The sequence below is a fragment of the Telluria sp. ZT3P26 genome, assembly GCF_059686035.1.
Genome location: NZ_JCASII010000001.1, coordinates 1,540,684 through 1,555,346, shown reverse-complemented (window position 1 = coordinate 1,555,346; position 14,663 = coordinate 1,540,684). Strand labels below are relative to the sequence as shown.

Genomic DNA, 14,663 nt, shown 5'->3' with positions numbered 1-14,663 from the left:
GAGACACCCATGAAAACCCACAAGATCGCCGTGATCGCCGGCGACGGCATCGGCAAGGAAGTCATGCCCGAAGGCCTGCGCGCCCTCGACGCCACCGCGAAACGCTTCGGCATCCACCTCGAATTCACCACCTTCGAGTGGGCCGACTGCGACTACTACGTCAAGCACGGCAAGATGATGCCGGACGACTGGCGCGCACAGCTCTCGGGCTTCGAGGCCATCTTCTTCGGCGCCGTCGGCATGCCCGACATCGTCCCCGACCATATCTCGCTGTGGGGCTCCCTGCTCAAGTTCCGGCGCGAGTTCGACCAGTACGTCAACCTGCGCCCGGTGCGCCTGATGCCGGGCGTGCCCTGCCCGCTCGCCAACAAGAAGCCGGGGGACATCGACTTCTACGTCGTGCGCGAAAACACCGAGGGAGAATACTCGTCCGTCGGCGGCAAGATGTTCGAAGGGACCGACCGCGAGTTCGTGCTGCAGGAATCGGTCTTCACGCGCCACGGCACCGACCGCATCCTCAAGTATGCGTTCGACCTGGCCCAGAGCCGCCCCAAGAAGCACCTGACCGCCGCCACCAAATCGAATGGCATCTCGATTTCGATGCCGTACTGGGACGAGCGCGTGGCCGCCATGGGCGAGCAGTACGCCGACGTCAAATGGGACAAGTACCACATCGACATCCTGTGCGCGCGCTTCGTGATCTCGCCCGAACGCTTCGACGTTGTCGTCGCATCGAACCTGTTCGGCGACATCCTGTCGGACCTCGGCCCCGCCTGCACCGGCACGATCGGCATCGCGCCGTCGGCCAACCTGAACCCGGACCGCACCTTCCCGTCGCTGTTCGAACCGGTCCACGGTTCGGCCCCCGACATCTACGGCAAGAACATCGCCAACCCGATCGCGATGATCTGGTCGGGCGCGATGATGCTCGAGTTCCTGGGCCAGGGCGATGCCAACTACACGGCCGCGCATGACGCCATGCTGGGCGCGATCGAGCGCTGCCTGGTCGAGGGCCCGCGCACGCCTGACATGGGTGGCACGGCCAACACCACCGAAGTCGGCCAGGCTGTCACGCGCTACCTCGAGACTTAAGCCACGCCCAGGTTGGCCAGTGCTATTCTGGGGGTCCCTACAGCACAACCAACCGGAGCCACCATGCAGCCGCACGAATCGACCGAACAGGAATACGTTGGTTTCTGGGCGCGCACCGGCGCGGCGCTCATCGACAGCATCCTGGTGATGATCGTCGTGCTGCCGCTGCTCACTGCCATCTATGGCGCCGCGTATTGGGACAGCACAGCGATGGTCATGGGCCCGGCGGATTTTGTCATCAACTGGCTCCTGCCGGCTGCCTTCGTGCTCGCGCTATGGATCAAGCTCTCGGCCACGCCGGGCAAGATGGCCGTCGGCGCCATCATTGTCGATGCGCGAACCGGCGGCAAGCCGAGCACGCGCCAGTTCATCATCCGTTACGTGGGCTACTACGTCTCGATGATCCCGCTGATGCTGGGCATTCTGTGGGTCGGCTTCGACGCGCGCAAGCAGGGCTGGCACGACAAGCTGGCCGGCACCGTCGTCGTGCGGCGCAAGGGTGGCGCGACGCACCCCGTCAAATTCGACGCCACCGACCGCGCCTGATCAATCAGTCAGCCTGCGCATCTGCGCAATCAGATCGGCCTTGCCTTCAAAACCGATGCCCGGCAGATCGGGCATCGTGATGTGCCCGTTCTCGACCTTCACGCCGTCCGGGAAGCCGCCGTAGGGCTGGAACAGGTCGGGATACGATTCGTTCCCGCCCAGCCCCAGGCCGGCGGCGATATTCAGTGACATCTGGTGCCCGCCGTGCGGGATGCAGCGCTTGGCCGACCACCCGTGCTCCTTCAGCATGTCGAGCGTGCGCAGATACTCCACCAGGCCGTAACTGAGCGCGCAATCGAATTGCAGCCAGTCGCGGTCGGCGCGCATGCCGCCGTGACGGATCAGGTTGCGCGCGTCCTGCATCGAGAACAGGTTCTCGCCGGTGGCCATCGGATTGGCGTAGTAATTGCGCAGCGTCGCCTGCAGCTCGTAGTCGAGCGGGTCGCCCGCTTCCTCATACCAGAACAGATCGTACTGCGACAGCGCCTTGGCGTAGCGGATCGCCGTGTCCAGGTCGAAGCGGCCGTTGGCATCGACCGCCAGCTTCTGCCCGTCGCCCAGCACACTCAGGATCGAGTCGATGCGGCGCAGGTCTTCGTCGAGCGAGTCACCGCCGATCTTCTTCTTGACCACCGTATAGCCGCGATCGAGATAGCTGCGCATCTCGTCTTTCAGCTTGCCGTGGTCCTGCCCCGGATAGTAATAACCACCGGCCGCATACACGAACACGCGGCGCTCCGGCTGGCCATTGCCATATCGGTCGGCCAGCAGCTGGAACAACGGCACGCCCGCGATCTTGGCCGTCGCATCCCACACCGCCATGTCGATGGTGCCGATGGCCACCGAACGCTCACCGTGCCCACCCGGCTTTTCATTGGTAAACATCGTCTGCCAGATCTTGTGCGGGTCGAGGTTCGCGCCCGTGTCGTCCTGCAGCGACGTCGGATCAGCCTCGAGGATGCGCGGGATGAAGCGCTCGCGCATCAGCGTGCCCTGGCCATAGCGGCCGTTGGAGTTGAAGCCGTAGCCGATCACGGGCTTGCCGTCGCGGATCACGTCGGTCACCACGGCGACCACGCTCAGCGTCATCTTGCTGAAATCAATGTAGGCATTGCGGATCGGGGAGCTGATCGGAACGGTCTGCTCGCGGATGTCGACGATTCTCATGGTGGTGTCTCTCATGTACTGGTTGAACGAGACACCAGATTATTCGCTGCGAAGGCGGTTATGATTGAATCCCGTTCACAAGATTCTTCACCCAAAGTGAATAATGACCTCGCCTCGCATCTCGAATTCTTTGTGCTGCTGGCGCGCCACGGCAGCCTGAGCGCCGCCGCGCGCGCGCTCGACCTCACCCCGCCGGCCGCCACCAAGCGCCTGGCGCAGCTCGAAGAGCGCCTTGGCGTGCGGCTCGTGAACCGCACCACGCGCACCAGCAGCCTCACGCCCGAGGGCGAAACCTACCTGCACTACGCGACGCGCATCCTGGCCGACCTGCACGAGATGGAAGAAGCGGTATCGAGCACGCGTGCCGTCCCACGCGGCCTGCTGCGGGTGAATGCGTCGCTCGGCTTCGGGCGCACGACGATCGCGCCGCTGGTGTCGACCTTCGCGCAGCGCTATCCGCAGGTGGAGGTGCAGCTCGACGTCACCGACCGGCCGGTGGACCTTGTCGCGGGCGGCATCGATCTGGCGATCCGCTTCGGCGAGCTGCCCGACCAGCGCCTGGTCGCGCGCCGCATCATGTCGAACCGGCGCCTGCTGTGCGCGTCGCCGCGCTACCTTGAACGGCATGGCATGCCGGCCAGCCTGGCGGATCTGGCCAGCCACCGCTGCATCGTGCACCGGCAGAATGACGAGGCGCATGGGGTCTGGCGCCTGGAACATGAAGGCCGCGCCGTGTCGGTCAAGGTTCAGGGTGCGCTATCGAGCAACGATGGCGACATCGTTCTGGGCTGGGCGCTCGATGGCCACGGCATCCTGGTGCGCTCGGAATGGGATCTGGCGAAGTACGTCGACAGCGGCCGGCTGCGCATCGTGCTGCCCGGGTACACGCAGCCCGAGGCCGACCTGTTCGTCGTCTACCCGAGCAAGCGCCGGCAATCAGCGCGGGCACGGGCCTTCATCGATTTTCTGGTAGCGCACTTCGGTGCATGACGTCACGCTGACCCGACGCAAAAACGGCCCCGATCGGGGCCGTTTGGCTGACGACATACCGGAACCGGGTCCCGGAGATTGTCCTTACTTCACGCCCGCCGCTGCCAGCGCCGTCATGTTGACGATGCGGCGCACGGTGGCGCTCGGGCTCAGTATGTGCACCGGCTTGGCCGCGCCCAGCAGGATCGGGCCCACGGTCACGCCCTTGCCCGCGGCGACCTTCAGCACGTTGAACAGGATGTTGGCGGCGTCCAGCGACGGCATCACCAAGAGGTTCGCGCTGCCCGAATAACCGGCGTCGATCTTGTACAGGTCACGGATGTCTTCCGACAGCGCGGCGTCACCGTGGATCTCGCCGACCACGGCCAGCTCGGGAGACTGCTCGGCCAGCAGCGCGCGCGCTTCGCGCATGCGCCTGGCCGACGGCCGCTCGGACGAACCCTGCGACGAGTGCGACAGCAGCGCGGCCTTCGGCTCCAGGCCGAAGTGCTGCAGCGTCTCCGCTGCGAGGCGCGTGATGGCGGCCAGTTCCTGGGCGCTCGGGTGCTCGTTGACATACGTGTCGGTGATGAACAGCGTGAATTTGTCGAGCACCAGCGCATTCATCGCAGCCAGCACCTCGGCGCCAGGCGCCACGCCGATCTCGTTGCGCACGTGTACCAGATGGTCGTCGTAGCAGCCCGTCATGCCGCAGATCAGCGCGTCGACCGTGCCCGCCGCCAGCAGGCGCGTGCCCTGCAGCGTCGTATCGGCTTCGGCAGCAATGACGGTGTAGTCGGCGCCTTCACGCAGGCGCAGGCCCGCGTCCTTGATGGCGCGCTGCAGGACCGACGTGTCGCCGATCAGCACCGGATGGGCGATGCCCTCGTCGACCACGGCCTGCACCGCGCGCAGCACGCGCGGCTCGGTCGCTTCGGCGTACGCCACCTTGCGCACATCGGCGCGCGCCTTGTCGAACACCGGCTTCATGAAGAAACCGGTGTGATAGATCATCTGGCCCAGCTTGTCGCGGTAGGCGTCCATGTCGGTGATCGGGCGCGTCGCCACGCCCGATGCGGCGGCGGCTTCGGCCACGCGCGGTGCGATCGCGCCGAGCAGGCGCGGATCGAACGGCTTCGGGATGATGTACTCGGGCCCGAAGGTCAGGTCCTGGCCTTCGTAGGCCAGCGCCACGACGTCGCTCGCTTCGGCTTCGGCCAGTTCGGCGATCGCCGTCACGCAGGCGAGCTTCATTTCGTCGGTGATGCGCGTGGCGCCGCAATCGAGCGCGCCGCGGAAGATGTACGGGAAGCACAGCACGTTGTTGACCTGGTTCGGGTAATCCGAACGGCCGGTGGCGATGATGACGTCCGGACGCGCGGCCTTGGCCACTTCAGGACGGATCTCCGGTTCCGGATTGGCCAGCGCCAGGATGACTGGCTGGTCGGCCATCGTCTTGACCATCTCGCCCGTCAGCACGCCGGCAGTCGAGCAACCCAGGAACACGTCGGCGCCCTTAACCACATCGGCCAGCACGCGCGCATCGGTCGCCTGCGCATAGCGCGCCTTGTTTTCTTCCATATTGGCGTCGCGGCCCTGCCAGATCACGCCGCGCGAATCGACGACGTAGATGTTCTCCTGCTTCACGCCCAGCAGCACCATCATGTCCAGGCAGGCAATCGCTGCGGCGCCGGCGCCGGACGCGACCAGCTTGATCTGGCCGATGTCCTTGCCGACGACTTTCATCGCATTGAGCAGCGCGGCAGTCGAGATGATCGCGGTGCCGTGCTGGTCGTCGTGGAAGACCGGGATGTTCATGCGCTCGCGCAGCTTCTTCTCGATGTAGAAGCATTCCGGCGCCTTGATGTCTTCCAGGTTGATGCCGCCGACGGTCGGCTCGAGCATCGCAATGGCGTCGATCAGCTTGTCCGGATCGAGTTCGTCGAGTTCCAGGTCGAACACGTCGACACCGGCAAACTTCTTGAACAGGCAGCCCTTGCCTTCCATGACCGGCTTGGCGGCCAGCGGGCCGATATTCCCCAGGCCCAGCACCGCAGTACCGTTGGTGATCACGGCCACCAGGTTGCCGCGCGACGTGTAATCGAACGCGGTGGCCGGATCGGCAGCGATTTCTTCACAGGCATAGGCCACGCCCGGCGAATACGCCAGCGACAGGTCGCGCTGGTTCGACAGGGGTTTGGTGGCGATCACTTCGATCTTGCCGCGGGTCGGGCTGCGGTGGTATTCCAGCGCGTCGATGCGCAGTTGGGTGTTCTGTGCTTCGTTCAGCGTACTGTCGGTGCTCATGTTCTTCCTATGCTTTATCGGGTGATGCGGCATGGGAGGCGGGGCCGCCACAGGGCGTGCGCACAACGTTCCTCCCATTGTTGGGCAAACATTCTAGCCGAACCGACACCATCGCGTACGCGACCAGTTCCCGCACGATCGTTCAGATTTTCTGCGCGTTCAGCAGTTCGATGAAGCGCGTTGCCGCCATGCCCAGCGGCCGTTCTTCCGTCCACACGATATCGACGAAGAAGCGCAGCACATTGGTCAGATTGGCGGTCGGGATCTCGACCAGGTGACCGCCCTGCACCGCCGCGCGCACCAGGCTCGCTGGCAGCCACGCCCAGCCAAGGCCCGCCCTGACCAGCGCCAGCGCGGCGGTCGGGCTATCGGTCTTCCACTGCAGCGACGACATCGCGATGCGCTGGTCGACACCGTCGGTGTCACGGCCCGCCACGACGACCTGCCGCTGCAGCATAAGATCGGTGTCGCGCACCTGCCTGGCCCCCTTGAACATCGGATGCGAGCGCGCCGCCACCGCCACCAGTCGCTCCTCGGCCACTTCCTGGAACGCCTGATACGGCGCCGCACCGTACCGTTCAAAGACCAGTGCCAGGTCGGCGCGCCCGCTGCGCACCATGGCCAGCGCATCGGCCTGCGGCGCCGTCAGCACCTCGACCTGCAGCAGCGGATGCTCGGCGGCCAGCGCATGCAGCGCGGCGCTCCATGGCACGGTATCGAGCAGTTCGGGCACGAGCGCCAGCGTCAGCGACGCTTCGAGGCCCTGGCTCAGTGACAGCGCGTGCACGTTCAGGCGCTGCAAACCCTCGGCCAGCAGGCGCGCCTGCGGCAGCAGCGCCAGTGCCTGCGCGGTCGGTGTCGGGTTGCGACCACTGCGTTCGAACAGCGGTACGTCAAGCTGCGCTTCAAGGTTGGCAATCGCCATGCTGACCGCCGACGGCACGCGACCGAGGGCACGCGCGGCCGCGGAAAACGAGCCATGGTCGACTGCCGCCAGGAAGGCTCTCAGATTGTCGAGGTCAAACGCCATCTGTCAATTCCCCTGATAGATACTGACTTTTTTCGTCATCGGATTCGACATAGTATCGGGCTTCATTCAATCGGAGGCAATATGGTCTGGATACTGCTGGTCCTTGCAGGACTGTTCGAAATTGGCTGGGCCATCGGCCTGAAATACACCGAGGGCTTCACGCGCCTGTGGCCGACGGTCGGCACGCTGGGCGGGATGATCATCAGCTTCGGCCTGCTGGCCCAGGTATTGAAGACGCTGCCAGTGGGCACCGCCTATGCGATCTGGACCGGGATCGGCGCTGTCGGCACGGCGCTGGTGGGCATCGTCGTGCTCGGGGAATCGGCGTCACCGGCGCGGCTGGCGTGCATCGCGATGATCGCGGCGGGCATCGTCGGGCTCAAGCTCGCGTCCGCGCATTGAAGTAAATTCGGGAAAATGAATCAACAAATCATTAGGACATTCATGAAAAGCCGTGTATCTTCAACGATGCACTACATCAAGTCGTTGTTATTGTTGGCTTTTCTCTCCCGCCTCGCCTCTTCCGGCAGTCCAGTTTGATTCCCCCGCTTTTATCTTCTCTTGGTTGAACGTGCGTATTGGGCGATTTTGCCCATGTCACTGCAAAGGAATTCAACATGACTACCCAAACCGGCACCGTAAAATGGTTCAACGACGCAAAAGGCTTCGGCTTCATCACGCCTGATGGCGGCGGCGAAGACCTGTTCGCGCACTTCCAGGACATCCAGTCGGAAGGCTTCAAGAGCCTGGCCGAAAACCAGCGCGTGTCGTTCGAGCGCTCGACCGGCCCTAAAGGCGAAAAAGCCGGCAACATCTGCGCAATCTGATGCTGCTGTCGTGACGCCGCCGCGCGCACCACGCAGATAGCGTGGGCGCAGCGGCAGCGCACATTGAAAAGCCCGCCAATCGGCGGGCTTTTTGCTGTCTGGGCGTTCGGGGTTCAATCACCCTCATAAACTGCTGAGGAATTGGCTCACATCCGGCCGCGCGCGGGGCGCCTTCACGGTTGACGCGGTACCGAGACCAATGAAGCAAATGGCCCGCTCATGCGCATCGAGCCCCAGCAACGTGCGCATGCCCGCAAAATCCATCGCCGCGCCGCTGGCCAGGCCACCCGCAAAGCCAAGCAGATGGCTGGCCACCAGCATGTTCTGGATGGCGCAACCGAGCGACACGAGTTTTTCATGCGCCGGGATGATCGTGCCCGGTTCATCACGCAACACCGCCACCAGCAGGCATGGCGCGCGCAGCGCCTTGTCGTGCGCCGTGTCGAGCGCCTCGTCGCCGCAGGCGGGATCGCGCGCCAGCACGGCGGCGGCAAACACGTCGCCGAGCAGATGCCGCTTGTGCTGCGGGATCAGGATGAAGCGCCATGGCCGCAGCAGGCCATGGTCGGGCGCCTGCGCGCCGGCTTCGACGATGCGCGACAGGGCCGCGTCGTCGGGGCCGGGCGCGACGAGGCGACGCAGCGTGTAGTTGCGCCGCGCGGCCAGGATGGTCAGGAAATCGTCGGCGCCAGCCGGATACTCGGTATGCATGGCACCAGTATAGCGACAGCGCCGCCGATCCGCCGGGATGGGACGAACGACGCCGGACACGCTGATCACATGCTCAGTAGACGTCGCGCCGGTAGCGCCCCGCGTCGAGCAGCCGGTCGCGTTCAGCCTCGCCAAGAATCGACGCCAGCGCCGCATCGACCTCCCCCGCCATGCCCTGCAGGCTGCCGCAGACATGGATGACCGCGTCGCACTCGACCCATTCGTGCAGCGTGTCGGCGCGTGCGCGCAGGCGGTCCTGCACATACTCGGGCGCGTCGTCGCGCGAGAACACCAGATCGCATTCCGGCAGCGCGCCGGCGTCGCGCCACGCGGCGATCTCGCCCGCGCACAGGTTGTCGAAGGCGCGCTGGCGCTCGCCGAACAGCAGCCAGTTGCGGTGCTGCCCCGCCAGCACGCGGCTGCGCAGGTGGGCGCGCAGGCCGGCCATGCCGGAGCCATTACCGATATAGATGCAGGGCCGCGCATCCTGCGGACCATGGAATCCCGGGTTCGTCGCCAGCCGTGCACGGACCATCCCGCCGACGTCGAGATGCGCGGTCAGCCAGCCGGACGCCAGGCCCATGCCCTGCTCATGGCGCTGCTGGCGCACGAGCAGCGTCAGTACGCCGTCCTGCGGGATGCCGGCAATGGAATAGCGGCGCGGCGCCAGGGGCTTGAGTGCATCGGCACATTCCTGGGTCGATGCGAACGGATGCCCCGCACCGGGAAGTTCGCTCCAGGCCAGCGCCTCGCGCAGCGGCTGCAATTCACCCTGCCAGGTAACGCGCGCCGAACCATCCAGGCCACTGGCCGCCAGCCAGGCATCGACGGTCGCCGGCGTGTGGCGCGCTGCGACATCCAGCAGATCGCCGGCCTGCCACTGCTGATCTGCCGTCGTCTGCAGCACGAGTTCGTACAACGGCGCGCCCAGGCTGCCGGGATTCAGGTGAGTGCGCGCGACAAGGCGCCAGTCGGTCAGCGCGTCATCATTGGCGGCGGACAGCGTGTCAGCGGCCGCACCCAGCTCGCCCAGCGCATGCATCCAGCGGCCCAGTGCTGCGGGGTCGCCCTGGTCGACATCGATCCGCGGGAACAGCGCCGTGGCGCCCAGCGCACCGAGGCGCTCGTCAAGCGCAATGCCGTAGCCGCAGTAACGGGCGTAATTGCGGTCGCCCAGCGCCAGCACTGCGTACTTGCAGCCGGCCAGCGCCAGCGGCACTGCATGCAGCTCGCGCGTGAAGCGGCGCGCTGCATCCGGCGCTTCGCCGTCGCCGAAGGTCGCCGCCACGAACAGCGCATGGTCGTAGCCGGCCAGCTCGCCCGGACTGAGCGCCGACACGGCCCGCAGGTCGACCGCGCGGCCACCGGCGCGCAGCGCCGCGGCGCTGTGCAGCGCGATCCGCTCGGCCTGGCCGCCCTGGGTCGCGAATGCCAGCAGGATCGGCGCGCCGGCGCCTGGCGTGGTGGGTTCGCCCGTCATGGCCAGCGCCCGTTCGCGCGCCAGTGCGCGCTGTTGTCGCCGGCGGCCCAGGTACAACAGCCAGCCCGTGATCGCAAAGCCGGGCAAGGCCAGGCTGGCGAGCATCATGATGACCCGCCCCGGCAGGCCGAAGTAACTGCCCGTGTGCAGCGGCCGGATCGTGGTCAGGGCGCGCTGGCCAAGGGTTTGCGCGCCATAGGGCTCGTTCTTGAGCAGTGCGCCGTCACTGGCGCGCAGCGACATGCGGTTGCGGGCGCGCTCGTGCGGGCCGTCCTGCGCAATCCATGTCAGCTGGTAGGCGCCGCTGCCCCGTTCCGGCAGGCGGATCGTCGCGCTGGCCCAGTTTGGCGCATGGTCGAGGAAGGTGTTCCAGGCCGGATCGAGTGCGGTCGGGCCATCCGGGGTGGTTGCGCGCTTGCGCTCGCGTGGTTGCGCCTTTGTTTCGGCCGCGGCCCGGCGCTCGTTGCCTGCCCAGCCCTGCACCGTGTCGCGCACAACGTCAAAACTCCAGTAGATGCCAGTGCCACCCACGATCAGGTAAGCCACCAATGCCCAGGTGCCGGCAATCGCGTGCAGCGCCCACAGGAACGAGCGGCCCCGCAGGCTGGTATTGAAGGTGAGCCAGGTGCGCCAGCTGGCGGGTTTGCGCGGCCAGCGCAGATACAGGCCGCTGAGCGCGAGCCCCACGAGGCACAGCGCCAGCATGCCCAGCACGAGACGGCCCGGGGCGCGTGGCAGCAGCAGCCAGCGATGCAGCTCCTCGACCCAGTTGAACGCAGCCTCGAAGCGCAGCGCCGGCAAGACGGCGCCAGTGTACGGGTGCACGCGCACGTCCGGGCCGCGCCGCTCGCCCGGCGGCGCGGCAAAGCGTACCAGCGCCGTGCTGGCCGGATCCGCTTCGAGCACGATGCTCACCACGCGCTCCCCGGCACGCGCTTGCTGCGCGGCCTGCAGCAGCTGTGCGGGCTGCAGGCGCGGACGCGCTTCGGCATCGACCGTCATGACGCCAGGATTGAGCACGTCCAGTAGTTCGTCCTCGAACGCCATGATGGCGCCGGTCAGGCCGATGACGGCCAGCAGCGTGCCGGCCGTGATGCCGACGAACCAGTGCAGCTGGAACCAGATTTCGCGCGGCGTCGGCAAGCGCCAGCGGCTCACAGCGCGACCTTCATCGACAGCTTGATCAGGCGCGGCAAGCCGGCGCTCAGGCGCGTGCCGGCGCCGGCCCAGTACTGCTTGTCGGCGGCATTGTCGACATTGAGTTGCCACGTCGTGCGCTTGCCGGCGAACTGGCCGATGTAGCGGGCGCCCACGCTCAACAGCGTCGTGCCGCCCAGCCAGGCCTGGTTCAGGTCATTCACGGGCCGGCGGCCCGTGTAGTACGCACCGCCCGTCAGCACCAGGCCGGGCACCGCATCGATGTCCCAGGCCACGAAGGTGCTGGCGGTGCGGCGCGCCGCGTTCTCCGGCAGCTTGCCGTCGTACGTCGCGTTGATATCGCGGAATGCCGGATCGAGCCACTGGGCCGACGCCTGCCATGCGACGTTGCGCAGGATGCGGCCCTGCGACGACAGCTCCAGCCCGCGATAGCGCTGCTCGCCGTCGGCGGTGAAGACATTGGCGGTGTTGGTGTAGTAACCGGGGCGCTCGATCTCGAACAGTGCTGCCTGCGTCAGCAGGCCGCCAGCGGTGCGCCAGCGCGCGCCGACTTCTCGTTGCTTGCTCACGCCGGGCGCCATGCGCGTGCCTTCGTTCGCAGTGCCGGCCGGCGCAGCCTCGCCTTCTTCCAGCCCTTCGGCCGCCGACGCATACACGGAGACATCGTCACGCAGGCGGTAGACGACGGCCGCCATTGGCGTCGTTTCGCTCGCGTCGTAGTCGTTCACGCCCTGCGTGCTGCGGTAGTCGACGCGGCGCACGCCGCCGATGAATTGCCAGCTGCCCACGCTGATGCGATCGACCAGGTACAGGCCCTTGTCGCGTGAATCGAGGGCGGCCGTCGTGGGCGTCGTCGGCCGCGCGCCGATCGAGAAGTTCGTCACCGGCAGCGGCGCATACAGGTTCTGCGCGGGGATCGTGTAGTTGGCCTGGTAGATCGGGGCCTGGCCCTTGTCGGTGTCGCTCGCGCCGATCGTCACCTCGTGCGTCAGGGCACCCGTGCGCAACTGGCCGGCCAGTTCGGCGCGCAGCATGCGCGAATCGACGTCGGCATGCTGCAGATTGCCGGTGATGCGCCCGGCCCCGGTGGCGACGCTTGCCGCATTATTGAAGCGGAAGATCGGCAGCGAGCGGTCACGCTTCGTTTCGGCGTGGCCCGCTTCGAGCGTCAATGCCCAGGCGTCGTTCAGGGCGATGTCTGCGCGCAGCTGCGCGTTGCGTGCATGCGTTTCGAACCTGGCCCAGTCGGGGCCGACGAGTTGGCGCGGATCGACCGCGCGCGGCAGCGTGATCACGCCACCCACGGCCGGTGGCAGGTTGATCCCGGCCTGCTCGGTCACGCGGCGCTTGTCGTATTCGAGGTCGGCCCGCAGGCGCACGCGCGCGTTGACGCGCCAGTCGAATGCACCGGAGACGAAGCCGCGGTTGCCGTTGCCGACGCCATCGAGGTGCGATCCGAGCGTGCCGCCGGCGGCATTGATCCGCACGCCGACTGCGTCGTCGACGCCGAAGCGGCGCGCAGCGTCGAGCGATGCGACAACCGTCCCGTTGCTGTCGGCCTGGGCGCCAACGGTGGTCAGCGGCGTGCTGCCGGCGCGCTTGGTCACGAAGTTGACGACGCCGGCCGGCGACGTGAAGCCGTAATACAGGGCCGTTGCGCCCTTGAGCACCTCGACGCGCTCCTTGTTCTCCATCGACACCTGGCCGAAGTTCATGATCGGCAGCGAGCCGTTGAGGCGATAGTTGGTGCGGTTTTCCACAGCGATGCCACGGATGACCAACTGGTCCCACGTGTCGCCGCCATTCTGCTGACGCGTCACGCCGGCCGTATTGCGCACTGCGTCATACAGGCCGGCGGCGCCCTGCAGGTCGAGCACGTCGCGGGTGATGACGTTGACGGTGGACGGTACGTCCATCACGTCGCTGCCGCGAAAGCTTCCGGCTTCCACCGTATTGGGCATGAAGCCCTGCGCCTTCACGGCCGTCACGCGCACTGCCGGCATGGCGCCACCGTCGGCTTCCTGCGCCATCGCTGCCGCCGGAAACGCATGAGGAAACACCAGGGACAGGGCAAGAACGAGGCGCGACGGACGCAGGGAAAGGGACAGGGACATGAAAAGAAGCAGTGATCAGGAGCAAACCGTGATTCTATCGTGAATGAGAATCATTTTCAATAACTGCTGGAAGTGCACTGACACTTGCTGCGGATGCACATGCCATAACGATCCGACCTATCGCCTTTTTTGATGGAGGCATCAGAAAACGTTATTTACGTGTGCATGACATTCAATTCTATGATGACTTGCCTGCATCGAACGCCACGCGCGGCGCAGCCTCGAGCACGAAAGCCTATAACAGGAGACACGCATGCCGACACACGCACTCACACGCAGGGTATTGACCACCGCACTCGCCCTGCTTGCTTCCAACGCCGCCCTGGCCGCCGACTATCCGGAAAAAACCATCACCCTCGTCGTCCCGTTCTCGGCCGGCGGGCCCACCGACGTGGTGGCCCGGATCCTCGGGCAGACCATGGCGAAGTCGCTCAAGCAATCGATCATCGTAGAAAACGCTACCGGCGCCGGCGGGACACTGGCCGCCGGCCGCATCGCGCGCGCCACGCCGGACGGCTACACGCTGCTGCTGCACCATAACGGCATGGCCACCAGCACCACGCTGTACCGCAAGCTCGCCTTCAACCCCATGACCGACTTCGAGTACATCGGCCAGGTGGCCGATGTGCCGATGGTGCTCATGGCGCGCAAGGACCTGCCGGCCAATACGCTGCCCGAGCTGATCGCGCTGATCAAGTCGAAAAAGGACGCGATGACAATGGGCCACGCCGGCCTGGGCGCCGTGTCGCACCAGTGCGGCATGTTGTTCCTGAGCGCGATCGGCGTGCCGCTGACGACCGTTCCCTACAAGGGCACGGCGCCGGCACTGAGCGATATGCTGGGCGGCCAGATCGACCTGCTGTGCGACCAGACGACGCAGACCACGTCGTACATCCGCACCAACCGCGTCAAGGTGTATGGCGCGACGACGAAGACCCGTATCCCGTCGCTGCCGGCCCTGCCGACGCTGGCCGAACAAGGGATGGCCGGTTTCGAGATGTATGTGTGGCACGGCATGTACGCACCAAAAGGCACGCCACCAGCGGTAGTGGCGCGCATCGGCACCGCGCTGCGTGAGGCGCTCAACGATCCGAACGTGAAGGCGCGCTTCGCCGAACTGGGCGCCGAGCCGGTGTCGGATGCCAAGGCCACGCCGGAAGGTTTGCGGACGCACCTGAAGGCCGAGATCGACAAATGGGGCCCGATCTACAAGAAGAACGGCGCGTTTGCCGACTGAGTCGCGTCACACAAAAAGCCCGCGC

General features: G+C 66.2%; 12 protein-coding genes. 6 read left to right on the top strand and 6 right to left on the bottom strand.

The window, feature by feature from the left end; translation table 11 throughout:
• The first annotated feature begins 9 nt into the window (after window positions 1–9).
• Together AC56LN_RS06920 and AC56LN_RS06915 are read left to right on the top strand one after the other, a co-directional pair.
• Entirely contained in the window at window positions 10–1,092 is a 1,083-nt protein-coding gene (locus tag AC56LN_RS06920) for a tartrate dehydrogenase (RefSeq protein WP_499570601.1), read from the top strand.
• A 63-nt stretch (window positions 1,093–1,155) separates the two neighbouring features.
• A complete protein-coding gene (locus AC56LN_RS06915) occupies window positions 1,156–1,638 on the top strand; it encodes an RDD family protein (RefSeq protein ID WP_499570600.1) in 483 nt (160 codons plus the stop codon).
• Here AC56LN_RS06915 and AC56LN_RS06910 read toward each other — a convergent pair whose 3' ends face one another.
• Window positions 1,639–2,805 carry a mandelate racemase/muconate lactonizing enzyme family protein gene (locus AC56LN_RS06910; RefSeq protein WP_499570599.1) on the bottom strand — a complete coding sequence of 389 codons (1,167 nt, stop codon included), beginning with the start codon at window positions 2,803–2,805 and terminating at the stop codon, window positions 1,639–1,641.
• 96 nt (window positions 2,806–2,901) lie between these two features.
• On the opposite strand from AC56LN_RS06910, the gene AC56LN_RS06905 reads away from it, so the two are divergent.
• A complete protein-coding gene (locus tag AC56LN_RS06905) occupies window positions 2,902–3,795 on the top strand; it encodes a LysR family transcriptional regulator (RefSeq protein WP_499570598.1) in 894 nt (297 codons plus the stop codon).
• Between the two features lie 84 nt (window positions 3,796–3,879).
• Here the strand turns inward: AC56LN_RS06905 and AC56LN_RS06900 are convergent, their stop codons facing one another.
• A complete protein-coding gene (locus AC56LN_RS06900; protein ID WP_499570597.1) occupies window positions 3,880–6,081 on the bottom strand; it encodes an NADP-dependent malic enzyme in 2,202 nt (733 codons plus the stop codon).
• Between the two features lie 142 nt (window positions 6,082–6,223).
• Window positions 6,224–7,111 carry a LysR family transcriptional regulator gene (locus AC56LN_RS06895; protein ID WP_499570596.1) on the bottom strand — a complete coding sequence of 296 codons (888 nt, stop codon included), beginning with the start codon at window positions 7,109–7,111 and terminating at the stop codon, window positions 6,224–6,226.
• An 81-nt stretch (window positions 7,112–7,192) separates the two neighbouring features.
• On the opposite strand from AC56LN_RS06895, the gene sugE reads away from it, so the two are divergent.
• Window positions 7,193–7,513 (top strand): quaternary ammonium compound efflux SMR transporter SugE, encoded by a 321-nt coding sequence (sugE, locus tag AC56LN_RS06890; RefSeq protein WP_482899264.1) that lies wholly within the window; start codon window positions 7,193–7,195, stop codon window positions 7,511–7,513.
• Between the two features lie 215 nt (window positions 7,514–7,728).
• A complete protein-coding gene (locus AC56LN_RS06885) occupies window positions 7,729–7,938 on the top strand; it encodes a cold-shock protein (RefSeq protein ID WP_343027178.1) in 210 nt (69 codons plus the stop codon).
• 123 nt (window positions 7,939–8,061) lie between these two features.
• Here the strand turns inward: AC56LN_RS06885 and AC56LN_RS06880 are convergent, their stop codons facing one another.
• The 3 genes from AC56LN_RS06880 to AC56LN_RS06870 form a co-directional block, all read right to left on the bottom strand.
• Window positions 8,062–8,649, bottom strand: coding sequence for a nitroreductase family protein (locus AC56LN_RS06880; RefSeq protein ID WP_499570595.1), 588 nt, complete (start codon window positions 8,647–8,649; stop codon window positions 8,062–8,064).
• A 73-nt stretch (window positions 8,650–8,722) separates the two neighbouring features.
• Window positions 8,723–11,287, bottom strand: coding sequence for a PepSY domain-containing protein (locus AC56LN_RS06875; protein WP_499570594.1), 2,565 nt, complete (start codon window positions 11,285–11,287; stop codon window positions 8,723–8,725).
• A complete protein-coding gene (locus AC56LN_RS06870) occupies window positions 11,284–13,401 on the bottom strand; it encodes a TonB-dependent siderophore receptor (RefSeq protein WP_499570593.1) in 2,118 nt (705 codons plus the stop codon). Before AC56LN_RS06870 ends, AC56LN_RS06875 begins: the two co-directional genes overlap by 4 nt.
• A 253-nt stretch (window positions 13,402–13,654) precedes the next feature.
• Here AC56LN_RS06870 and AC56LN_RS06865 point away from each other — a divergent pair, with 253 nt between their 5' ends.
• A complete protein-coding gene (locus AC56LN_RS06865) occupies window positions 13,655–14,638 on the top strand; it encodes a tripartite tricarboxylate transporter substrate-binding protein (RefSeq protein WP_499570592.1) in 984 nt (327 codons plus the stop codon).
• Window positions 14,639–14,663: the final 25 nt, after the last annotated feature.